Origin of the sequence: Alteromonas sp. S005 (assembly GCF_036864475.1) — a bacterium.
Taxonomy (GTDB): Bacteria; Pseudomonadota; Gammaproteobacteria; order Enterobacterales; family Alteromonadaceae; genus Alteromonas.
The window spans coordinates 37,081-60,455 of sequence record NZ_JAZETN010000013.1 but is presented as its reverse complement, the minus strand read 5'-3'; the positions used below and the strand labels follow the sequence as shown (position 1 = coordinate 60,455).

General features: G+C 44.8%; 24 protein-coding genes. 9 read left to right on the top strand and 15 right to left on the bottom strand.

Features of this window, described 5'->3' with window-relative positions; all coding sequences use genetic code 11:
• Positions 1-227: 227 nt before the first annotated feature.
• From V7R55_RS14580 to V7R55_RS14565, 4 genes are all read left to right on the top strand, one after another.
• Positions 228-638: a deoxyguanosinetriphosphate triphosphohydrolase gene (locus tag V7R55_RS14580; RefSeq protein WP_334060028.1), complete on the top strand. Its 411-nt coding sequence runs from the start codon at positions 228-230 to the stop codon at positions 636-638.
• A gap of 253 nt (positions 639-891) precedes the next feature.
• Complete coding sequence (locus V7R55_RS14575; protein WP_334060027.1) at positions 892-1,521, top strand: YchJ family protein; 630 nt, start codon at positions 892-894, stop codon at positions 1,519-1,521.
• An 86-nt stretch (positions 1,522-1,607) separates the two neighbouring features.
• Positions 1,608-2,540, top strand: a complete 933-nt coding sequence (locus V7R55_RS14570; protein WP_334060026.1) for an alpha/beta fold hydrolase — start codon at positions 1,608-1,610, stop codon at positions 2,538-2,540.
• Positions 2,541-2,937: 397 nt separating this feature from the next.
• Positions 2,938-3,702, top strand: a complete 765-nt coding sequence (locus V7R55_RS14565) for a DUF6174 domain-containing protein (RefSeq protein WP_334060025.1) — start codon at positions 2,938-2,940, stop codon at positions 3,700-3,702.
• 137 nt (positions 3,703-3,839) lie between these two features.
• On the opposite strand, the gene V7R55_RS14560 is transcribed toward V7R55_RS14565, so the two are convergent.
• The 4 genes from V7R55_RS14560 to V7R55_RS14545 form a co-directional block, all read right to left on the bottom strand.
• Positions 3,840-4,814: an NADPH:quinone oxidoreductase family protein gene (locus V7R55_RS14560; RefSeq protein WP_334060024.1), complete on the bottom strand. Its 975-nt coding sequence runs from the start codon at positions 4,812-4,814 to the stop codon at positions 3,840-3,842.
• Between the two features lie 74 nt (positions 4,815-4,888).
• The gene (locus V7R55_RS14555) at positions 4,889-5,947 is read right to left on the bottom strand and encodes a phosphotransferase family protein (RefSeq protein ID WP_334060023.1); all 1,059 of its coding nucleotides are present in this window, start codon (positions 5,945-5,947) and stop codon (positions 4,889-4,891) included.
• A gap of 49 nt (positions 5,948-5,996) precedes the next feature.
• Positions 5,997-7,232 (bottom strand): acyl-CoA dehydrogenase family protein, encoded by a 1,236-nt coding sequence (locus V7R55_RS14550; protein WP_334060022.1) that lies wholly within the window; start codon positions 7,230-7,232, stop codon positions 5,997-5,999.
• Between the two features lie 11 nt (positions 7,233-7,243).
• Complete coding sequence (locus V7R55_RS14545) at positions 7,244-7,930, bottom strand: histidine phosphatase family protein (RefSeq protein WP_039216471.1); 687 nt, start codon at positions 7,928-7,930, stop codon at positions 7,244-7,246.
• 338 nt (positions 7,931-8,268) lie between these two features.
• On the opposite strand from V7R55_RS14545, the gene V7R55_RS14540 reads away from it, so the two are divergent.
• The gene (locus tag V7R55_RS14540; RefSeq protein WP_334060021.1) at positions 8,269-10,899 is read left to right on the top strand and encodes a TonB-dependent receptor; all 2,631 of its coding nucleotides are present in this window, start codon (positions 8,269-8,271) and stop codon (positions 10,897-10,899) included.
• On the opposite strand, the gene V7R55_RS14535 is transcribed toward V7R55_RS14540, so the two are convergent.
• From V7R55_RS14535 to V7R55_RS14525, 3 genes are all read right to left on the bottom strand, one after another.
• Complete coding sequence (locus V7R55_RS14535) at positions 10,896-11,888, bottom strand: XdhC family protein (protein ID WP_334060019.1); 993 nt, start codon at positions 11,886-11,888, stop codon at positions 10,896-10,898. The genes V7R55_RS14540 and V7R55_RS14535 overlap by 4 nt on opposite strands.
• Before the next feature lie 27 nt (positions 11,889-11,915).
• Positions 11,916-12,584, bottom strand: a complete 669-nt coding sequence (locus V7R55_RS14530) for a DsbA family oxidoreductase (protein WP_334060018.1) — start codon at positions 12,582-12,584, stop codon at positions 11,916-11,918.
• Between the two features lie 107 nt (positions 12,585-12,691).
• Entirely contained in the window at positions 12,692-13,480 is a 789-nt protein-coding gene (locus tag V7R55_RS14525) for an SGNH/GDSL hydrolase family protein (protein ID WP_334060017.1), read from the bottom strand.
• 80 nt (positions 13,481-13,560) lie between these two features.
• Between V7R55_RS14525 and hemN the strand changes: the two genes are divergently transcribed.
• The gene (gene hemN, locus V7R55_RS14520) at positions 13,561-14,937 is read left to right on the top strand and encodes an oxygen-independent coproporphyrinogen III oxidase (protein ID WP_334060016.1); all 1,377 of its coding nucleotides are present in this window, start codon (positions 13,561-13,563) and stop codon (positions 14,935-14,937) included.
• Between the two features lie 2 nt (positions 14,938-14,939).
• Here the strand turns inward: hemN and V7R55_RS14515 are convergent, their stop codons facing one another.
• Genes V7R55_RS14515 through moaB form a run of 7 tightly spaced genes read right to left on the bottom strand, consistent with a single transcriptional unit; the run spans position 14,940 to position 19,948 of the window.
• Positions 14,940-16,151, bottom strand: a complete 1,212-nt coding sequence (locus tag V7R55_RS14515; RefSeq protein WP_334060015.1) for an ATP-binding cassette domain-containing protein — start codon at positions 16,149-16,151, stop codon at positions 14,940-14,942.
• 1 nt (position 16,152) lies between these two features.
• Positions 16,153-16,848 (bottom strand): molybdate ABC transporter permease subunit, encoded by a 696-nt coding sequence (gene modB, locus V7R55_RS14510; RefSeq protein WP_334060014.1) that lies wholly within the window; start codon positions 16,846-16,848, stop codon positions 16,153-16,155.
• Between the two features lie 2 nt (positions 16,849-16,850).
• Complete coding sequence (modA, locus tag V7R55_RS14505) at positions 16,851-18,077, bottom strand: molybdate ABC transporter substrate-binding protein (RefSeq protein WP_334060012.1); 1,227 nt, start codon at positions 18,075-18,077, stop codon at positions 16,851-16,853.
• A complete protein-coding gene (locus V7R55_RS14500) occupies positions 18,077-18,550 on the bottom strand; it encodes a molybdenum cofactor biosynthesis protein MoaE (protein WP_334060011.1) in 474 nt (157 codons plus the stop codon). Before V7R55_RS14500 ends, modA begins: the two co-directional genes overlap by 1 nt.
• Positions 18,551-18,552: 2 nt before the next feature.
• Positions 18,553-18,906 carry a MoaD/ThiS family protein gene (locus tag V7R55_RS14495; protein ID WP_334060010.1) on the bottom strand — a complete coding sequence of 118 codons (354 nt, stop codon included), beginning with the start codon at positions 18,904-18,906 and terminating at the stop codon, positions 18,553-18,555.
• Positions 18,907-18,965: 59 nt separating this feature from the next.
• Positions 18,966-19,445: a cyclic pyranopterin monophosphate synthase MoaC gene (gene moaC, locus V7R55_RS14490; protein WP_334060009.1), complete on the bottom strand. Its 480-nt coding sequence runs from the start codon at positions 19,443-19,445 to the stop codon at positions 18,966-18,968.
• Positions 19,442-19,948, bottom strand: coding sequence for a molybdenum cofactor biosynthesis protein B (gene moaB / locus V7R55_RS14485; RefSeq protein ID WP_014949775.1), 507 nt, complete (start codon positions 19,946-19,948; stop codon positions 19,442-19,444). The genes moaC and moaB overlap by 4 nt, the downstream gene beginning before the upstream one ends.
• Before the next feature lie 124 nt (positions 19,949-20,072).
• Between moaB and V7R55_RS14480 the strand changes: the two genes are divergently transcribed.
• Both V7R55_RS14480 and V7R55_RS14475 read left to right on the top strand, forming a co-directional pair.
• Complete coding sequence (locus V7R55_RS14480) at positions 20,073-20,843, top strand: HesA/MoeB/ThiF family protein (RefSeq protein WP_334060007.1); 771 nt, start codon at positions 20,073-20,075, stop codon at positions 20,841-20,843.
• 89 nt (positions 20,844-20,932) lie between these two features.
• Positions 20,933-22,051 (top strand): succinylglutamate desuccinylase/aspartoacylase domain-containing protein, encoded by a 1,119-nt coding sequence (locus V7R55_RS14475; protein WP_334060006.1) that lies wholly within the window; start codon positions 20,933-20,935, stop codon positions 22,049-22,051.
• A gap of 415 nt (positions 22,052-22,466) precedes the next feature.
• Here the strand turns inward: V7R55_RS14475 and V7R55_RS19545 are convergent, their stop codons facing one another.
• Positions 22,467-22,742, bottom strand: a complete 276-nt coding sequence (locus V7R55_RS19545) for a hypothetical protein (RefSeq protein ID WP_438823599.1) — start codon at positions 22,740-22,742, stop codon at positions 22,467-22,469.
• On the opposite strand from V7R55_RS19545, the gene V7R55_RS19540 reads away from it, so the two are divergent.
• Positions 22,663-23,217 carry a transposase gene (locus V7R55_RS19540; RefSeq protein WP_438823598.1) on the top strand — a complete coding sequence of 185 codons (555 nt, stop codon included), beginning with the start codon at positions 22,663-22,665 and terminating at the stop codon, positions 23,215-23,217. The two genes, V7R55_RS19545 and V7R55_RS19540, sit on opposite strands and share 80 nt — an antisense overlap.
• Positions 23,218-23,375: the final 158 nt, after the last annotated feature.

Here is a 23,375-nt window from a genome sequence, read left to right as displayed (position 1 = left end):
GAATACTTCCTTCAGAATTCGAAAGCACAAAAAAACCACTGTCTTTTATATAGTTACTGACAAAGCACCAATTTGTGTGAAAAAAGTACAACTAAATACTTGCCAAATCCCTCTTTTATGAATACTGTATACACATACACACTGTATAAGTAACCAGTACCAATTAATAACAATATTCCTGAAGTTCGATTTATGAACTTAAGGGCAAATGCATAAAGGGTTTTACTATGAACACATCTTCAGTTTCACGATTCAATGCTTTGCGCGCTTCGGTTTCAAATGTTGTTCAACTACCTTTGCCGATAGAAGGGTTTCCAGGCGAAAAACAAGGTAATGGAAAAGGAAGTAACGACAAAGGTTGGAATTATCTGCTTTCAAATACGGTGTCGTTTTCTAAATCTGTAGATCACGCTATCCGTATTCAAAAACCTGAAAAAGAAAAAATGCCCGAATGGATCAGTAAGCTGATTACGGGTGGCCAGTGTAAAACACTGTATGTGGAAGACATTGATTTAGATCTTCAACCAACCGATAGTGAAATGATCAGAAAGCTGTGTGAGCTTTACTCTGTCAGCTTGGTGAATGTACGTGTTAACAGCATTAATGACGAACAAAACGTAGCATTAGGTCCTTGGTAATACAAAGCCTGTTTATGCTTACATCTTGCGTTTGCCCCATCTTACGTTTGCCTGAGTAGCGATGCGTAATCAAAGCCTAAATATTTATTTTCATACAGCTCTTTGGCGTGGAATCTCTGACATGTACCCTTTGGCATGGACCGCCAAGGAATCTTTGAATATCGGCAACATTTACGTTTAAAAAAGTTGGGGCTCACGCAACTTATACTTATACTGTAGCGCTTTGTTTTACTCTTAAACTGCGAGTTGTCTTATGCGCTGTTACTGTTGCACATCAAAATCCTTCGACGAATGCTGCGAGCCTTTTATTAAGGGTGATAAACACCCTAGTTCTGCAGAGCAACTTATGCGCTCCCGGTTTTCAGCCTACGCTACATTGCATTATCAATATATTCTTGAAACCTACACCAAAGAAAAGCAGCAGGGTCTTTCTGTAGAGGATTTGGCGCAAAGCGCACAAGGTGCGACATGGTTCGCGCTTAAAGTACACCCCACTCTAGCGGCTAGCTCCGTAGATAACTCCGTAGATAGCTTGGTAGGTAACTCGGTCAGTAGTACTGAAGAGAGTTCGATAGACAGTTCTGTACATGCTGACGCTAAAGTCGAAGCGCAAACCAACGCCGAGGCAATCTCTAAGCCTAATTTAAAGCCCATCTCCAAGCCCAATAATGCCATTGTTGAATTCACTGCTTACTATTTTGAAAATAAAAGCATGTATCAGCTTCACGAAACGTCGAATTTTAGTGTTGAAGACGGTAAGTGGCGTTATCACGACGGCGTATTACACGACGACTGCGGCAAAATTAAATACGGGAGAAACCTACCTTGTGTATGCGGTAGCAACAAAAAATTCAAACAGTGCTGCGCGTTAAAGCAGCGTTGAGCCAAACAATATCCGAAATTCCCCCTATATCGTTCGCAAAAATAATATTTTATAGTGACCATAGGTTCCGTTAAGAAGTAATTAACATGTTGAAAGCTACTGTGAGCTTGATTTTAGTAATAGCTGTTGCGTTACTTATTTTTGTAAAAATTCACTCGGCACAAGACATACCCGTGGAGAAACTTAAACCGCACTGGGCGTCTTCAGCATCATCATTTGTAAATATTGATGGATTGACGTTACACATACGTGATGAAGGCCCAAAAAACGACAAAACACCTATAGTTTTAGTCCACGGCACGGGCGCCTCTCTTCACACTTGGGATGGCTGGGTATCAGGCCTAAAAAGCAAGCGTCGCGTTATTCGTTTTGACCTACCAGGTTTTGGTCTAACCGGGCCGGAACCTCAAAACAATTACACAATAGAAAAGTACACTGATTACCTTGTGAAGCTGCTCGATCATCTCGGGATCGCCCACGCTATAGTGGCGGGTAACTCACTGGGTGGCTATGTTGGTTGGGCAACGGCGGTTCGTTATCCGAACAGAATATCTAAATTAGTGCTCGTTGACGCTTCTGGCTATCCGTATAAAGCAGAATCTGTACCTATTGCGTTTAAGCTATCTCAAAACAAGTTTGCAAGCATGTTTTTGAAGGATTTCATACCCAAATTCGTTGTAAGAAGTAGTATTGAAAACGTATACGGAGACCCATCATTAGTCTCTGACGAATTAGTTAATAGATACTACGAGTTAGCGCTTAGAGAGGGTAATCGCGCGGCGATTTCAGAGCGTTTCATTCAAACTCAACCCGGAAAGCTTCGTTATGAACTCAACACATTGTCTGTTCCTACTTTATTAATTTGGGGTGGCAAAGATAAGCTAATACCGCTTGAAATGGGTAAACAGTTTGAGCGCGACATTCCCAATAGCACACTCGTTGTTTTCGACAATTTGGGGCATGTGCCTCACGAAGAAGATCCCGAGGCTACGCTATCTACAGTGCTAGCGTTCCTGTAAAAAAATATCATAGTAGGCGGTATGTCCCTTTAATACATTAAAAGAGCGCCCCCGTGTACGGGGCGTTGTTTCTCTGTTCTGCTATACCTACCAAATTTTAAGTCAGTTTAATTCTTACTCCACCAAAGCATCTTAGAACTTTAGGTAACGCGACAGCTCAGTATATAAACTATGTGTATGGAGAAGAAGCGCAAGAATGTGGCTTATGGAATGACTCAGCGCCAAAACGTTCCCAAGTAACACTGTTTACTTTAACAACAATTGTATTAGTATAAATTGCAGAGCGGATTTGTATTGCGTGAAATTCAAAGCCGCTTTTTTATTTTCTAATTGTCACAAAATTGCTGCGAGCTCTATTGTCGTGGCTAATCATGAAAAATAAAAAACAAGGAATGTTATGACTACTATTTTACGTATTGCCGCGACGATTTCTGCTACTACGCTATTGTTAGGCTGCGGTGGTAGCGATTCAAACGACCTACTCGACGACCTTAACGCAAACCGCGCAAAGTGGGAAAGCGCGAATATCGACAATTATCAGTTTGAATATCAAATTTCATGTTTTTGCACCGAAGAAACCACACTTCCTCGCTTAGTACTGGTAGAAGGTAGTCAGGTCACCTCTCAAACTATTATTGAAGGCAATATTGCCCTGCCGCTAGATGATGCATATACAGAAAGCATTGATAGCTTGTATCAACTTATTTCATTAGAAGAAAGTCGTGCCGAATCGCTATCGGTTAAATATGACCCGGAACGCGGCTACCCAACCGAAATTAAGGTCGATATTAACGAGCAAACGGCTGACGACGAATATACCCTAACAATTAGCAACCTTATTACCGCAGGTGATGTGGCTTGTACAGCAACGGTAGAAGATGGCCTCTTGCTTTCAGTAACCGATCAAACAACGCAAATGCCAAGCGCATGTGGAGTTACTGCTACTGCAATAGAAGAAGCGTATTCTGAAACTGTTATAGTTGATGAAACGGATTGTGCAGAAGACCATTTGATTGCAATGCTGGAAGAGCGTCCTGGCTTTTACACCCTCAAAGTACAAAAACAGGGTTATCAAGACTATCAGATAGATAACATAGGCATTGGTAAAGACTTATGTCATGTATTGACCAGAGAATTCAACGTAGAACTAGTACCAGAATAACCATTACTCAATGACTCTCGAAAAAAGCCTGAACCATAGAATGGAAAGACCCTTAGTAGTTAGACTATCCAATTACTGGGGTCACTTCAGAAAGCTCAGGCTTTTTCGTTAATTACCTTCGTGTCAGGCTTTTAGGATCAGGGCACAAGAACCATCTTACCTTTCACTTCCCGGTTCATTACCTTGGCCATGGCTTTCGTTGCTTGTTCTAAGGGCAATGCTTCATCTACGACCACTTTAACCTTACCTTGCACATACCAAGTTGAAAGCTCTTGCATGTTTTCAGCGAAGCCTTTTGGATCGTGCTGAGTAAACGAGCCCCAAAAAACGCCCATGACTGAATAGCCTTTTACCAGCGCTAAATTAACCGGGAATTTCGGGATCTCACCACCTGCAAAGCCAACCACAAGTAAACGCCCTTCCCATGCCATACTGCGGCTGCAAGCGTGGAATGTGTCACCGCCAACGCATTCATAAACTACATCGACACCTTTACCGCCTGTGACTTCTTTCAGCGTTTCTTTTAGATCTTTTTCTTTGTAGTTAATTAAAACATCAGCGCCATACTCTTTAGCAAGCGCCAGTTTTTCCTCTGTTGAGCAAACTGCAATAACTTTAGCGCCCATAATCTTGCCTATTTGCACTGCTGCTAAGCCAGTACCACCCGCTGCGCCGGTTACAACCAGTGTTTCGCCTGGCTGCAGTTTTGCGCGCTGCTTTAACGCGTGATGTGCTGTCGCATGCGCAGTTACAAGAGCAGCCCCCTCATTAACATGGATGGGATCAGGTAACGGCATAACATGAGTGGCAGGGATCAGCGCTTTTTCTGCGTAACCACCTAAGTTAGACAACGCGATAACTCGCTGACCTTCTTTTAAATGGCTTACGCCCTCACCTACTTCAGATATGGTGCCTGCCACTTCATTGCCAGGAATAAACGGGAAGTCTGGCTGCATTTGATACAGACCTTGCACCAATAGTCCGTCTGGAAAGTTCACCCCTGCGGCTTCAACATTTACGACTACATGCCCTTTTTTTACTTGCGGGTCTGCAACCTCTTTAAATTGAAGTTCTTCAAGTGGCCCAAAAGATTCGCATACAATTGCTTTCATACTGTCTCCAGTTGCTATGTTCGACGTGTATGCTATTGATAGCACGACATGTCATTAAATACGTTATATGGCGTTTATTCGCTTTGGTGAATGGTTTGGTTCGCAATTTGCGCCAGAGGTCGCACCATTGCGCCTAATTGCATAGCCTTCTCGCTTGACGCATTGCCATCGTGTGCGCGTTTTACTACGCCTTGTAAAATAGCGGCTAAACGGAAAAAACTAAATGCTAAATAGAATGTCCAATTATTGATCGCGCCTATTCCTCTACGTTTGCAATAGGCATCGATGTACTCTTCTTCCGTAGGTATACCTAACTGCTTCCTGTCAAGCCCACCTAGACCAGCGGCATGCGCTATGTCAGAGGGCAAGCGCAACTGCATACATTGGTAAGCCAAATCGGCATACGGATGCCCCAACGTTGATAATTCCCAATCAAGCACCGCGACTACTCTTGGGTTTTTAGGGTCAGACATATCAAACATCATATTGTCTAAACGAAAATCGCCATGGACCAACGAGACTTGACCATCATCTTTTGGCAGGTTGGCCTCAAGATACTGAATAAGACTTTCAATTTCTTCAACATGCTCAAGTTCAGACGCTCTATATTGCTTTGTCCACCTGCTTAGCTGACGTTCAAAGTAGCTGCCTGGCTTTCCATAATCGCGTAAGCCTGCGCTTTCAATATCTACACTGTGAAGCGCTGCAAGCACTCGGTTCATTTCATCATACATGGCACCACGAGTAGCAACAGATGCTATTTCAGGCAGTGCGCTATTCCAGAAAATGTCACCTTCAACATAGGCCATTATGTAAAACATGCTACCGATTATGCTGGCATCTTCACATAAATGGTACGCTTTGGGCACAGGCACTTCTGAGCCCTGCAACGCGTTGATAACGCGAAATTCTCGGTCAACCGCATGGGCCGATTTCAGTAACTTGCCCGGAGGTTGACGGCGTAACACGTAGACGCCGTTATCCGTAGTAAGCTTAAACGTCGGGTTCGATTGCCCACCCGCAAATTTCTCAGCGCTTTTGACGTGCCCAATACTCGGGCACGCAGAAGATAAATACGAATTCAGCACTGCTAAATCTATGACATGTGGGGCTTTCGCATTGTCTTTAGACACGTTCACTCCTTACCCGTAATTTTTTGTATTGTTTATTTACAACAATGACCTATTCAGCGACTGCTTTTTCTGCAATAAGATTACGACCTAACTGCATCATGTGAACCTGATCAGGGCCATCAGCCAGTTTGATAGTACGCGCATAAGCGTACATGGCAGACAATACGAAATCTTGGCTTGTACCTGCAGCGCCGTGCATCTGAATGGCTTGGTCGATAACGTTACAGGCCATAGTAGGTGCAACTATCTTGATAGCAGCGATAAGGTCGCGCGATACTTTGTTGCCATAGCGATCCATCTTATCTGCCGCTTTTAAAGTAAGCAGGCGCGCCTGTTCAATATCACAGTGCATCTGCGCAATGCTTTCTCTAACCGATTGCTGTTTTGACAACGGTTTGCCAAACGCCACTCGGCTTTCAACTCGTTCACAGGCCATATCGAGCGCGCGCTGTGCACAGCCAATAAGGCGCATACAATGGTGAATACGGCCCGGGCCTAAGCGCCCTTGCGCAATTTCAAAACCACGCCCTTCACCAAGCAGTAAGTTTTCTGCCGGTACACGTACATCTTCAAACAAGACTTCAGCATGACCAATAGGCTCGTCGTAATAGCCCATTGCAGCCATTGGGCGAACAATAGTTACACCCTTGGTGTCCATAGGAACTAAGATTTGAGACTGCTGCTGGTGACGAGGCGCATCGAAATCAGTTTTGCCCATTACCACCATAATTTTACAGTTTTCATTCATAGCACCGCTGGTGTACCACTTACGGCCGTTGATAACGTATTCATCGCCATCGCGCTTAATGGAAGTTTCGATGTTTGTCGCGTCACTTGATGCCACTGCAGGCTCTGTCATAGCAAAGGCTGAGCGTATTTCCCCGTTTAAGAGAGGCTCTAACCACTGCTTTTTCTGACTCTCGTTACCGTATTTCGCAAGCACTTCCATATTGCCGGTATCTGGCGCACTACAGTTGAAGATTTCAGAGCTAAACAAAACTCTGCCCATTTCTTCACAAAGTGGTGCATACTCTGCGTTAGTCAAGCCCGCGCCATATGGCTTATATTCTTCAGGTAAAAATAGATTCCAAAGGCCCCCTTCTTTTGCACGCTTTTTCAATGTATGCATCATTTCAGGCGTTTTCCAACGACCTTCGCCATTGTTGGCAGAGCCATTTTCTACGGCGTGAATGTATTCCTTTTCAATTGGATACACTTCTTCTTTCATAAACCCTTTTAGTTTTTCTAAAAGTGCTTGGGTCTTTTCATTATATTCAAAGTTCATAACTGCCCCATTTAGCTGTAGGTAATGGCGTGTAACCTGTCAATCACATCCAGGTGAGGTACGCTGTTGAAGTTATTAAGGTGAACGCCTCGCGCATTGGCAAAGCATTGAGAAAAACTGGCATTTCGGATCTGCAAATTCATATTCACAACGGTGGCCGCATCGTAGCCAAGAATGTGTTTGAGCATCATGGCAATTGCACCGCCAGAACTCACAACGAGAACACGCTTCGCATCTATACTTTGAAGGTGCGTGAGCATACTGTGAACTCTGTCTTCGAACTGACCCCATGTTTCATCAAGGAGTTCATGCGCCAATTCGTCTTGCGACCAGGCAAGCATTGCTTTTTTTAGTAATCGGTAATACTCAGAAGGCGAAGCACCTTCAGGTACTTTTGCTTCTGGATAGCGTGTTAAATAGGCGGTAGCCACTGCCTGAAAATTGAATTCATTCAGGGCGCTATTCACCGTAACTTCAGGTAGCGTATAGTCTTCAGTAGCAATACCCGAGGCAATACCCTCTTTGGTTTCGTGATGCCTAACCATGTCGCCAGAGAAAACTGCATCAAATTCAACATTGCGATGCTTGAAATAGTCACCAAGCCAAATGGCCTGTTGCCCACCCAGTTCACTAAGTTTGTCATAGTTCGCTTTGCCAAAAGAGGCTTGACCATGTCGCACTAAATAGATGTCTGTCATACCGCTGCCTGATGTTATTAATATGTTAACTTTCAACCAACATACTAAGGAAAACAGCGATATAAGTTTAATTGATATTTTGAATGAGTATGCATCATGTGAAACTATTCACTGCCAAACATCTGTTCGCTTTTTGCACGTTGCGAACAAAATTTGACATGATAGCTTCAAATGCGTGCAATATATGTTTATTAAATTGTATAGTGAAAAAACACGACACGACGTCATAGGGAAGTTGGCGTATTTAAAATGTAAAGGACTGTACGCATTTGGACGCGACCTTGTCGTGATTAATTTTGTTTAAAGCCCACCGCTTTTGAAAAATAAAAAGAACCAAAATGAAGTCACTTACACACGCTTTGTCTTGTAATAGCTTAAGCATATCTACACCACAAAACGCCACTACGCGTTGCCTATGTAGTTCGCCGTTTATTGCCTCTATTATATCGTCGACACTTACTTTGGCTCCCCACGCTCACGCCGATGAGAATGCTCTATTTACTCAGCATAACAAAAAGGCGCTGGAACACATTGTTGTACAGGCGCAAAAGACCAGTCAAAACTTGCAAGATGTACCTGTTGCAGTCACTGCGCTTTCAGGTCAAGATTTGGTTGAGACCGTAAGCCGAGACGTGTTTGACCTGCAAAACTACGTACCCGCATTTGGCGCGTTTCAAAATCAAAGCGTAACAAATTCAGGGTTTTCAATACGCGGCATTGGCACGTCTTCACAAAACTTCGGCTTCGAGTCTTCGGTGGGTTTATACGTAGATGGTGTATACCGTGCACGACAAAACGCGTTAATTAACGACTTAGTCGATATTGAATCTATTGAAGTGTTGCGTGGGCCACAGGGCACACTATTCGGAAAGAATACCGCCGCTGGCGCAATGACGTTAACTACGATCGCACCTTCACACGACGAGCGCAACGGCTTTGCCGAAGCCATAATCGGCAATGATAACTTGGTTCGTTTAAGCGCTGGCTCGTCGTTTTCGCTTGTCGACGATGTACTCGCCATGCGAGTATCTGGCTTTAGTTCTCACAGTGACGGTTTCATTACCGATGAGCGCAGCGGGCAAACCCTGAATAACCGTAACCGTTCTGCGATAAAAGCACAGCTGCTTTACACTCCAACAGCTGACATTAGCGTACGGCTTATTGCTGATTACGGCGAGCTAGACGAACGGTGCTGCGGCGCACTTACTTTTCAAAACAACATTCAGGCTAATGACATAGCGGGTAAATTCGGCACTGATGCACTGCTGCTTCAACCACCATTCAACGCCACCATCTACGGGCGTGAAAACTTTTATAATTATAAGACATCGCTGTCGCAGCCTCCCCTTTCAAAAATGGAAGATAAAGGACTGTCGGTTCAAGTAGATGTGGCTTTAAACAACGCATGGGATTTAGTGAGTATTAGCGCCTATCGTGCGTTTGATAGCTTAGATACGGTAGATACCGACTTTTCTGATGCGGACCTTCTTACTGCCACTAACGACGCCAAGCAGCAATCGTTTTCTCAAGAAATTAGATTACATTACACCAGTGAAGATGTGCGCGGTTTAATAGGTGTTTATTACTATAGCCAAAACCTAGATCTCACTTTCGATACTACTACGCAAGATGATTTTAGCTTATTTTTCAATGCAGCCGCGCCTGACCTCCTGCCTTTGGCTAATGCCATTAGCGAGCTATCTTCAATTACATCCGGTTTCATTGCACCTGCTGCAGCACCAGCGCCGTCCGGTACTGCTTTCGCGCACAGCGCCTATCAAGAGCAAGATAGTATTGCTTTATTCTCTCAGCTGGATTGGCTGTTAAACAGTGATTTCACGTTAACAACGGGCTTACGCTATACCCGCGAAGAAAAGTCGATTGTTGGAGCCTACGATGAGCAAGGGCCTGGTATTGATCGACTAAGTCAGGCCCCTGGGCAATGGCCAAATATCGGGCGCGCAGTTGAAGGGTTACAAAACATCGCTGCCGCGTTAGCGGCGGGACAAACTCCTACAGCACAGTCTCTTAACGCTATCGCACCATTTCAACAAGCTGGCTGGGGGTATTTTTTCTTGGGATCTGCAGCGGTTATGCCTCGCCCTGGTTTAAATGAGCAGCTAAATGATTCACAGTTAACCGGTACGGTAAAACTGGCTTATCACCCTAATGACAACACGTTAACCTACGCCAGTTTTGCCACAGGTTACAAAGCTGGCGGTACGAATACCGACAGAATTTTACCTTCGCTTAGCCCGCTTTTTAATGCTGAAAAATCACGTAGTGCTGAAATAGGTATCAAACACGATTTTGAAGAATACGGCGTTCGCATAAATGCCGCGGCTCACTATACACAAATTAGCGACTTTCAGGCGACGACCTTTACCGGAACGGGGTTCAACCTGCAAAATGCGGGCGATATCATAGTGAAAGGCATAGAGCTTGAAGCAACTTGGTTGGTAACAGAAAACACCGAATTACATGCCGTTGCATCGCGCACATTGGCGAACTTTGATGAGTTTGAACGCGGTACCTGTTGGGTAGCGTACACGTGGCATACGGACATTGATGACCCGGGCCGTGTGGAACCTAACGACCCGTTCTGTTCAAGAGACGGAGACCGCGTAGGCTTCGAGCCTCAGAACTCACTGTCTCTCATGCTGAATCACTATTTCGACGTTGGGAATTATCCAGCCTCCGCCAGTATTGACTACCAATACACGGGGGACGTATTTCTTGATGATGCGAACGACCCGTACAAATACGCTGACGACTTTTCATTATTTAACGTTCGCGTAAGTTTCACTATCCCACAATGGGATAGCGAAATTATTGCGTGGTCGCGCAACGTTTTCGATGAAGAGTACGTTGCACGAAGTGGCTTTGATGTACCCGTACAAACCGGAAAGATCATGGCCTACCCAGGCGCGCCTAGAAGCTTTGGCGTTACCTTCAGAAAGTCTTTCTAACGCTTTAAATGCGTAGGTTTGGTATGAAACACCGCATGGCACTGAGCGATAACAGACAGCGCTATATGCTCTGGTAGCTCACCACCAATGTCGAAACCAGCGGGGCTTGCGAAATACTGGGTAAAATTGGTATCGCCAAGCCCGGCTAAATCCATAATTTCCTGCTTACGGTGCAGTGGACCGAGCATTGCCATATAGGATAACGATTGCTTGCTTAGCACCTGCAGCGCCTTTGCATCAATTTCCCTGTGATGGGACATAAGCACTGCTGCTTGAATGTTATGTTCGCCCATGTGAAGACGTAAGCCTTCAGTAGACGGGTCTTCAATCAAGTAATTTACCTCGGGAAAATGTTCAAGTCTTGCTTGTGCAGGCCTTGGATCCCAAAGGCTGACTAAATAGCCCTGCAAACTAGCAAGCTTAGTCATAAAGGTAGCGTCGTACCCACCTCCAACAACAAGTAGGTGGATAGGCGGCAGCATCAAAACCGACAACATATGCTTGCCATCAACGGTGTCGAGTACAGCTTTTCTAGGTGTAGCAGAATGTTCTTCCAATTCCGTGCAATCACCCAAAGTGCCGTCTACCGCGCAGCGCCACTCACACGCTTTCCCGTTTGATAAGCTTTTGCTAACCACATCCAAAGATAAATACTGGTTACTCTCGTTAACTGGGACGAGTGCCAGATGCACTACGCCGCCGCACCCAACACCTAGCTTGAAAGCAATATCTTCTTCATCTTCATCGTCATAAACCGCAGTACGGCTAACGCCGTCAGTCATCACACGCTGTGCTTTTTTAACGATATCACTTTCCAAGCAGCCGCCGCTTAATATACCTAGCTGATGCCCGACATCACTAAACAGCATCATAGCGCCGGCCTTGCGATAGCATGAGCCTTCTGTTTTAAAAATAAACCCTAGCACCCACTTATGCTTGTTTTTAAGTGGAAGCCATTGGGCCAACAAATGGTTAACGTGATTACTCATAACTACCTCTAAACTGATCCAACCTGCTTACTGCTGCGATGCTGCTTGGGAAATAAATGCAGCCAATGTTGCAGGCTCTTGCGCACCTGCTACGCCCTGATTACCAATCACAAATGTAGGAACGCTTTGAATACCGCGCTGCATCCAAAGGGTTTCTTCCTCGCGAACTACTTGTGCGTATTTTTCGTTTTTGATTACTGCTTCAGTTTCGGCTTTATCAAGACCTACAGCCTCTGCCAGTTCTATCAGAACGCCTAGATCGTTCACGTCTTTACCATCAGTGAAGTAGGCGTTAAACAAGCTGAGTTTCATTGCTTCTTCAAGATCGTTTTGTGCTGCAAAGTGAATCAGCTGATGGGCCTTGAAAGTATTCTGCATACGGGAGTCGTCATTGAAATTAAATGCAAAACCCAACTCTTCACCTGCCTGTACGAGTCGTGCTCGATTCTCCACACTTTGCTGCTCGCTAATACCGTATTTTTCCATAATGTGTTCACGAAGGTTTTGCCCTTCTGCAGGCATATTTGGGTTTAGCTCGAACGGATGGAACTTGATATCTACTTCAATGTTATCAAGGGTTTTAATCGCTTCTTGCAACCGCTGATACCCCACAATACACCATGGGCATACTACGTCAGATACCATATTGACTGTTACTTTCTGTACACCTTGTGTACCTTTCTCACTTGCTGCCATAACATGACTCGCTTTATTGAAGTCTTGAATCTATAGGGGTTTAGATAAGGTTACAAAAAGAAACTTCAACCCCATTTAGCAACTATTTTCGTTGTCGCCCGTCAGTTTTAAAACGTCTTTTTTGAATCGTTTATATCGGCATGGTGAATGGGCGTGATTTTATCTAAAGCCAGGCGCGCCCAAATCTCGTAGCCCTTAGAAGACGGGTGGAAGCCATCTTCAGCCATTAAGCCACTTTGCTGAATATCGGTAACAGTGCCGCCTGGTTTGAACGCGGTAACAAACAATATTTCTGCGTTAGAACGTGCTGTTACGGATTTAACCAGAGCTTGGTTTAAAAGTAATGCTCGCCAGCCCAACAATGCCCGTAAAGGCTGCGGTAGCGCTGGAAAGCAATGAATAGGAGGAAGTGCAGTAAACACTATTTTTTTACAGCCAAATTTGTGCGTTAAAAGTGTACTGATGGCTTCAATATTTTGCTGCCATCGCTTTAGTGACACAAACTTAGTGACATCGTTAACGCCTATAGAAATAAGCGCGGAAGAGAAGTTTTCACGGGGGAGATCTCGCAGAAGACTAACCACATCTTCGCTTTTAAACCCTGTTTTGGCATGCAACGATACACGGGCTGGGACAATTTGACTAAGGCTAGAATACAATAGACCAGTTAGCGCACTCTGTTGCGTTAAAGCACCTACGCCAGCCGCTGCAGAGTCACCCGCTACCAATAAGTTAGTAGTTGGTAAGGGCGCACCTTGTACTGAAGCTAATATACGCTCTCCTTCAGGTTCAGGCAGAACAGCAGTCTTTTTTCGCACCCACATCGCCTGCACTAGTACAACAGGGGAAAGTAAAACAATGGCTAGGTTTAACGCCAAAACCTTGAAGTAGATCAAATCAAATACCTTAGCAATCACATAAGCTTAAACCATCAAGCTCAATTCGCGCCTATACACCTAAAGACAAGTGCAAACATATGACTAACATTAACAATTTACAACAAAAAGCCGTATCGACTATTACCAAGTATGCGCTTAACGCTCCTCGTTATACGTCTTATCCCACTGCACTTAAGTTTGAGCCATTGCAAATTGACCCGTTGCCGCAAGCATTAAACATTTCTAAAGCACCTGCGGTGAGCCTGTACGTGCACATTCCGTTTTGCAAAACACTATGTTATTACTGCGGTTGCAACAAAATAGTGACGCGTCATAACGAAAAAGCAGACGAATATTTAGACTATCTAGAAAAAGAATTCCTGTCTAAGCGTTATTTAACAGACGGCAGGCGTGTAGTTTCTCTGCACTTAGGTGGCGGTTCACCCAGCTTTTTGAGCGAGACTCAGCATACTTATTTAATGTACCTGCTAAAAAAACACTTTACCCTTGAAGTAGGTGCTGAGTTGTCTATTGAATTAGACCCCAGAAATATCGATAAACGTTACCTTCAGAACTTAAAATGTCTTGGCTACACGCGCATCAGCTTTGGTTTGCAAGACACCGACTACAACGTCCAGAAAACGATTAATCGTGTGCAAAGCACATCGCACATTGCTGACTTAGTGTTCGAAGCACGCTCGCTTGGTTTTGACTCAGTTAATTTGGATTTAATTTACGGTTTACCAAACCAATCACTAGACACGTTTTCATCAACCATTGCCGCTACTAAAGCAATGATGCCAGACCGCATCTCGCTTTTTAGCTACGCACACCTGCCTGAACGATTTGCGGCGCAGCGCAAATTTGCTGACGAAACATTGCCAACGAGTGAAGAAAAAGCGTCGTTATACAACCTCGCCGTTAAAAGCTTTACTAGTATAGGATACGAAATGATTGGTCTTGATCATTTTGCCCTAAGCAAAGACGCATTAGCCATTGCCAAGAATCAAGGTGAGCTTCACCGTAACTTCCAGGGTTATACTCTACGTGGCGACACTGACCTTATAGGGTTCGGCGTATCAGCTATTAGTACGGTAGGTAATGCGTATGCGCAGAATGCTAAAGATCTTAAGGAATATTATAGCCGCATAGACAACCACCTACCCTGCTCGAAGGTTGGACTTTCACTTACCGTAGATGACCTTATACGCAGAGACGTAATATCTAGCCTGATGTGCAATCTAGTGGTTAATAAACTAGCTATTGAAAGCAAACACCATATCAAATTCGATGAGTATTTTGCTTCAGCTTTGAATAATCTTGCAGAGATGAAACAAGATTCGCTTATTGAAATTACATCCGAGCATATTCGAGTGCCAGAGTCAGTGCGTATATATATTCGCGCAATTTGTGCGCGTTTCGACGCCTACTTGAATACAAGTGAAACGCTGAGTAGCTACTCCAAGGCCATATAAAACTAAGGCAATTTGAAGCGTGCAATTACCTGCATACCTATTTCAAGATTAAGGCGCTCAAGGGAAATACAGCTTATGCTGGCATAAAGGGATTGGTTGCTGTCGAGTACATTCAGCGTTAGTAATACTTTTGCATTTCTTGAAGTACCTCGCCCAATTTGAGGGTTATTTCCAGCCCCCTCTGTACCGCTAAGCTCAAACGATACATGTTCGATACTAGTTATACTGCACGGCAACGCATTTAGAATACTGCTTGTGCTGGCATTACCAAATTCAGTGATGTTGGTATCGATACTTACATCACAGGATTTGATCGCAAACCGAACCGGAACCGGCCCAGCACTTTGCTGGCGGAAATAAGACACCGACTCTTCTGTAATAAAAACCTCGTGTCCCGCCACAATCACGCGCTCTATACCTGTATTTTCCTGAGATGGATGTTGTTCTTCTGAAGCTAAAATACTTTGCTTTTTTTGCGCTTCAGTGCCGCCGCTTATATTTCCATGGTAAATATTGAGCTGTTCATCATGGGCAAGCTCGCCAAACGAGGAAGCCTTAAGCCCTTCAAGCACGCTAGAGGGCATCGCTCCCCCTTCCTTTTCGAATACTTGAGTCAATACCTCACGCGTTTTTCCACAAAGCTCGGTGCTGCCTTTATCAACGTAAACGAGTTCATCACTAAATAAGGCAAGATCGTCTAAGTCGTGAGAAATAACAAAGCAGGTAAGCTGCCCTGTCACACATAGGTTATTTAAAAATTGATAAATTTTACGGCGGGTAAAAATGTCGATTGCGCTTAGCGATTCATCTAGCAGTAGCACATCTGGCCCGTTGACCAACGCCCGCACAATCGCGACACGCTGTGCTTCTCCACCAGAAAGCGCTTGAACCGGCTTGTCGATTAAATGTTCGCTGCAGCAACCGCGCAAACTCTCTTCAATAGACAGCGCATTCGAGCTTGCGTGACGCTGCGCCAAGGCTAAATTACCCCGCACATCGGTATGGGGAAATAGCATGGGCTGCTGAAACACGATACCGACTTTTTTATCCGCCCACGGCGTTTGCACTTTTGCACTTTTCTCTACACCAGCCAAGGCACGAAACAGGCTACTCTTACCTGCGCCAGACGGACCGGTCACCCCAATGAATCGGCTTTGCGGCTGCAGTGAGATTTGTGCGTTAATGCGATTAGAAAGTCGCGCAGATATTTGCATGTTAACGTGCCTCATTGCTGCGGTTGATACCGTTCAAGCGATAGAGCGCCGCGAGCATCACGAATGAAAAAATAAGAAGGGCCAACGCAAGGTTGTGTGCACTGTTATATTCCAACGCTTCTACCTGTTCATATAGCGCGATAGACAGCACCTGAGTTTCTCCAGGAATATTGCCACCTATCATTAGTACTACGCCAAACTCGCCTATGGTATGGGCAAAGCTTAAGCCTAATGCCACAACGATGGGGGCTTTGCTTAAAGGAAGCACTATTTTCAAAAAGGCTTCGGTGGCCGAAAAACCTAACGTTTTTGCCACATCTAAATAACGGTTATCCAATTGTGAAAAACCGCTGTACAAAGGCTGTAGAGCAAATGGAAGGGAATAGATAACAGACCCCAATACCAAGCCTTCAAAGCTAAATGCTAAATTACTCCCGGTTAGGCTTTGCCATCCCTGCCCCAACGCACTTTGCGGTGAAAAAGCAATAAGTAGATAAAACCCCAGCACAGTTGGCGGTAACACCAAAGGCAACGCTAGTATCGACATAACCAGAGGCTTAGCTTTGCTCTGCCATTTCGCTAAAAACCACGCTAGCGGCAATGCGATTAACAACAGCAAACCACTGGTTATAAAGGCCAGCTTAAAGGTAAGTGATATGGCTTCAAGTGTCGATGCCCCGAAGAATTCTGTGAGCATACTTAGTTACCGACGCCCGATGCAATGATAGGTTCATAGCCCCATTCAATTAAGCTTTGCTGCACCCCTTGCGACATTAAATACTGTACGAACAGGCTGGGTGATGACACTCCACTAGCGTCACTCAACCGAAATGCTCTGGTTGGCTCAACGTTGTCGTTGTGAATAGGCTCATCAACTGGCGCTGCCGCATTTTTGATTAGAAGTGGTTCGAACAGATTCGGAGATAACGTAGCTACCGTTTTACTGTTAACCACCAACGACTGAATGATGGGTTTATACAAGGTTTCAGGTACCGGGACGATAACCGTAATAGCCTCAGCGCTTTCGGTAATCACAACACTATTAAAATTAGAAGGCAAGTTAGAAGATAAGTTTGCAGGCAAATCTAACGCCGATGAGTACGCAACGAACGCCCCTTTCACGCTGCCAGTAGTATAAAACTGCAAGGTTTGTAGCACGTTTTTACCCATCACTCTGTGAGGTAAAAACTGGTGCCATAAGGATAAGTTTTGCAACGTCTGTTGCGCAGCATCACCATAGGGAGCCAGTTTAGGGTTTGCGATAGCTACCTTGTTTTGTGGATTTTCCATTAATTGAACAAGCTGCTTCGACAAGCAATCGGTAAGCTGAACGTTTATTTGTGCAGTTGTGTCTCCAGTAGATGAGCGCGCGATTTGCTCGCAATTCCTTTCACCGGATGTCTTACTAGATATTTCACTGAATGCCTCACTTGATAAGTCGCCAGCATAGACAAACGCAAGCTTGCCTTTAGCGTAATCCACCAGATTGCCGTGGTGGACTAGGTTATTATCAACTAATGCTTGCGGCCGAGCGCGATCTGCAGATAGAAAAACGTCGAAGCTAGCACCATGTTGAATTTGCGCATACAAAGTACCGCTAGAAGATACCGTTACCGCGACTTCTATGCCGGTTAGCTCAGTAAACTGCTCGGCAATACTCTTTAGCGGTTTTGCAAAGTTTGCCGCAACGGCTATGTTAATTTTTTCGTCGCGCTTGAAATTTACTGACTGGTTTTGTTTTTCGGCACTAATAACACTCCCTTCATTTACATTATTATTTGCCGCTTCAAAACTACCCGCTTGTGCTGCAGAGCCGGAAAAAAACGTAACATCTGGGACTACACTTGCACTTGCGCTAACACTTACCAAAATAAGTATGGCCAAGTTAACAAAACTTGAAAGTCGCATTGCTAAAGAAAATAGCATTACTTTTTATGCATCCACTTAAGTGCCGCTTTATCGTCAGATGCTTTCGCCTCAACCCATTCAGATTTATCGCCCTTAAATTCTTTTTTCCAAAGCGGTACCGACTGTTTAAGCATGTCCATTAAGTAGCAGGCAGCGTCAAATGCGGCTTGGCGATGGGGAGCGGCGGCACCCACCCATACAATTTGTTCATTATTGTATATACGCCCTACTCTGTGCAGTGCGCCAGCGCTATTAAGTTCAAAACGATCTACAGCTTGCTCAAGTAGCAGCATTAATGCCTTTTCGGTCATACCGGGATAATGCTCTAATTCGATGCCGTCTATGTCGCCAGAATTATTATAATCACGCACTAACCCAGTAAAAGTAACGATCGCGCCTGTATTGCCACACGCCTTTTTGTCTGCTGACTGTTTTAGCCTAGCGTAAAGCTCGCCTTGGTCGAAATCTTCAACTTGAATTAGCGCGAACATAGCTAGCCCCCTGTCACAGGTGGAAATAGCGCCAGCTCATCACCGTCGCTAAGTTCGGTTTTAAGGTCGCAGAGCTCTTGATTACAGGCAGTAAGCACACTGCCCTCTAAGGCTAATGCCCACTTGTCACTGCGCGCTTTAAGCTGCGATATCACGGTCTCTATGGTGCTGTTCTCGCTTAGATTAAGCGCAATATTGTCCTCTCCCGTAATCTCTCGGGTTTGTGCGAATGTTTTTACCGTTACCTGCATACTTTGCCTGTTATCTACTTTGTTAAGGTCGCTTTGTGCGCACTGTTTGATAGTTTTTAAGCCTCGGAAATGGATTGAGCCTAAAGTGCATTGCTTTTTGAGCACGTGTACGCTTTATGCACTTTAGGCTCGTTTATTTTTAAGCTAGCAACTTTTCATGTGCACTAGGAACCAGACTGCCAATGGCCTGTCTTACCGCCTTTTTTCTCTAGTACCCGTACCCCTTCCATATGCATGCCGGGGTCGATGGCTTTGCACATATCAAACAAAGTTAACAACGCCACATTTACGCCCGTGAGCGCTTCCATTTCAACGCCGGTTTTACCGCTTAGCTTGCAATAGCAGGTGGCTTTAATTCGGCTTTGGTCGGCCTGAATGTCAAAGTTTATATCCACCTTTGACAGTGCCAATGGATGACAAAGAGGAATAAGATCGGCGCAGCGTTTTGCACCTTGAATTCCCGCTACTCGGGCAACTGCGAATACATCACCTTTTGCAATTTTTGCTTCAGAGATTTGGCGAATAACGTCTTCGCTTACGTATAAAAAACCTTCTGCTGTGGCTTCTCGCTTTGTAACGTCTTTGTCGCTAACGTCGACCATATTGGCTTCGCCGCCAGCGTTTAAATGGCTAAAGGTACTCATGCTTCCACCAGATGCTTTACGAAATTACACGGTCTAAAGTCGGCATCAAGCTGGCTAGAAATAATTTTTTCCCACGCCGTACGGCACGCGCCTGTTGAGCCTGGTAAGCAGAAAATAACCGTATTATTAGCAAAGCCCGCAACCGCGCGAGACTGAATAGTTGATGTGCCAATCTCTTCATAGCTAATTTGACGGAATAGCTCGCCAAAGCCGTCGACTTCTTTATCGAACAATACACTGATGGCCTCTGGCGTTGAGTCGCGGTGAGTAAAACCTGTACCACCGGTAATTAATACGGCGTGAATGTTTTTATCGGCAATCCATTTCGACACCACGGCGCGCTGCTGATAAATATCGTCTTTCACCAAATCGCGATCGTAAAGGTTATGGCCAACCGAGGTAAGCGCCTCTTTCAAGTAGTCTCCCGACTTGTCGTTTTCGAGGGTGCGCGTATCTGAAATAGTGAGTACGGCAATATTAAGGGGTTGGCTGACAACTGACATATGAAATCCTAATTTGATATGCGACATTTTGGCGGTTTTTGATAAAGTACCAGCCAAAATACTATTTGGTAATCACTTTATAAGGGTGCATACCATTAATTCAACAACTAAGTTGGCATAAACTATGTCTAAAAGCCTAACTCATCAGCAGGCTATGCGTTATAACCGCCATATCGTGCTTCCAAAAGTGGACCTAGACGGTCAAGAAGCGCTGCTAAACGCCAATATTTGTATCATTGGTATTGGCGGGCTTGGCACCGCGGCTGCTACTAACCTTTGCGCCAGTGGCGTGGGCTCTCTTACACTTATCGACCACGACACCGTCGAGGTCACCAACCTGCCAAGGCAAACCTTGTTTAGCGAACAAGATGTAGGCACAAGTAAAGTAGAGGCGGCTAAAGCGCGGCTTACTGCAATAAACAGTGACTGCGACATTACCGTAATGGCAGAACCGTTTTCGGCGCCCGGCACTACTGAGCTTTCACCAGTATTAAAACAAGCTATAGAGCGTGCTGACGTTGTGCTAGATTGCACCGACAATACAGACTCGCGAGATTTAATAAACCTACTGTGTTTTAAATTAAATACCCCGCTAGTGTCGGGTGCAGCCATTCGCTTTGAAGGCCAGCTTTTCGTCGCTATACCCGGTGAGAGCCGCTGCTATGCATGCTTACGAACGCTATTTGAATCACCCGATTTAAGCTGTGTTGAGGCAGGTATATTCTCGCCAGTAGTAAATATTGTTGGTACTTATCAAGCTATGCTTGCCATGCAAGTATTGATGGATTTCGATAATATTCCTAAAAACACGTTAATGACGTTTGATGCTCTGTCGCACGAGTGGCGAAACTGGAAGTTACCTAAAGGCGTAGATTGCGAGCTATGTGCTTGTTAAGTTCAGATACATTTGCGCATGAATTCTAAAAACGTGGTTAAAAGCAACAGACTAAAACAAAGAACAAGACAGAAAATAGGTTGATTTAAATGACAACCCAAGTAGTGAAAAAACACATGGTAGTGGCGCAAAACGCGTCTGGGCGTAACATGAACGTGCCAATTTATCGAATGAAGGGCGCTCGCCCTGGCCCCACCGTGTATATTCAAAGCTCTATTCACGGCGCTGAAGTGCAAGGCAACGTGGTAATTTACCATCTCATTCAGCGCTTAAAAGACATGGATATTTGCGGCGAAATTATCCTAGTGCCCAACTGTAATCCCATTGGTACTAACATTAAAGCCGGTGAGTACACATTAGGCCGGTTCGACCCTGTGAACGGCACAAACTGGAACCGCGGCTACTTCTTCGATAAAGATGCAGTTGAACATTTCGCCAAAACAGTCACCCGCGAAGAGTCAATTGAAGGCATAAAACAACGTTTTCGTGCGCACTTGTCTAACGCTATCGACAACAAACTGGCTGAACCATGGGGCCTAGGACTAGCGCAGCAGCTTAACCTGAAGCTACAGCAAATGGCGGTCAACGCCGATTTCGTACTAGATCTCCACAACGGCCCGGTGTCTACCCGTCACGTTTATATCCCCGAATACGCCAAAGACAGCGCCAAGCTGTTTAACATTCCTCACTGTATTTTTATTCCAAACGTATTTGCGGGGGCGTTGGACGAAGCGACGTTCTGCCCATGGTGGACACTGCAAGAAAGCATAAAAACTAATTTAGATCGCGAAATAAGCTTCAACGTTGAAGCCTTTACTCTGGAAATGGGTAGCCAAGAAGTAATCGACTTTAACGAAGGTAACATAGACGCCACCAGTATTCTTAGCTACCTAAACGCCAAAGGCGTGCTGCACGAGTGTGACATTAAGCCCAAAGCAATGCAGCGTTTAGGCGTGTACTTAAAAGACTACAAAACCCTGTTTACTAACTGGGGCGGCATGGTGGAGTACATGGCAAAACCAGGCCAAACCGTAAAGAAAGGCGAACCGCTGGCGCAAATTTTAAATATTGACGATCTGGATACCGACAACGGCAGCAGGACCTTAGAAGCGCCTTGCGATTTGATCCCTATTCTGCATTTCCCGTCCGCTTCGGTATTGAGTGGAACGCAGTTGTATAAGGTGTTTACGAATTATAAGGAGTTGTAGATTTTTGTACGCAAGTTGATGGAGTAAAACTTTATTACGACATGGTTGATTAGGGTACGTATAAACATCTCACACGAGTTAGTGATTTATTTTTTTGGATTACTATCTTGCCGTTCGATACAATAAATTGAACGGCAGAAGAGTACCTTAAGCTGCCCATCGCACAAAGGCACTTCGATGGCTGCAATGAGCGTAAAGCGGACCTTGGGACAAGGAATTTTTCCACCTCAAAGGACAGTAGACCAAATCCAACTTCATCTGCACACTGAAATACCAACCCTTGACAAGGATGCATTTGCTAGTAGCTCAATACTCTACCTATAAACGACATCGGCCAGAGCAGACATTGCTGTATCAATTAGTCGAAAGTCACTATCCAGAATTTATAAAGCAGCTTAAAGATCAAGGAAAGTCGTTACCACGCCATGTGGAAAAATAGTTTGCCGAATTTCTTAAGTGTGGTCGTCTTGAACACGGATTTTTGCGTGTTATTTGTGACAACTGCAAACATAAGAAGCGGGTCGTGTTCAGTTGCAAAAGCAGGGGTTTCTGCTGATACCCACCAATCTGATAAACTCGAACGCGTTTGCTGATACATCGCAAGGCCAGCGGTGAGTGAAAAACGCTTAAGTCTAATCTCCACAGGCAACGTCAGATATGAACTCAAGACGCCATATACAGATGGTACCACTCACGTTTTCTTTTCGCCGATTGACTTCATGGACAAACTTGCTGAACTTGTGCCACCACCTAGACTCAATCTTACTTGTTTTTACGGGGTATTTGCCCCCAATGCCAATGTACGTGCAGAGGTCACGGCTTCTCAGCGAGGAAAGAACAGCCCTCGGTTAGCAGAACATCTGAAAAATCCAGATAAACGCTACCACGCCCGCAGTATGTCGTGGGCTCAGCGTCCGGTGACCGGCGCAGTAAAGCGAGTATTCAACATTGATATTACCATTTGCGAAACGTGTGAGAGCAACAATGTCAAAATTGTCGCTTGTAATACACAGCCTACTATCATCAACAAGATATTGATGCACTTAGACAAAAACGGCTCTCCCATTACTGCCAACACATGCAGAGCACCACCGTTAGATGAAGTACTAGAACCACCGTCATTTGAAGACTTTGTCATTCAGCGAAATTTCGATTTTGTGGCTTAGTTGTTGTGCAAGCTGTGAGAAAAAAGGCGGCAATAAAACTTAGCCACATCACCTTAACTATCGAAAAAAAGAGAAACTATCTTTATGTTTGTTTATTTTGTGTAAGTGCTTCCTTAGTCACTGTTTCATTGAATTTACGCTTTAAACTTTAGCATTGA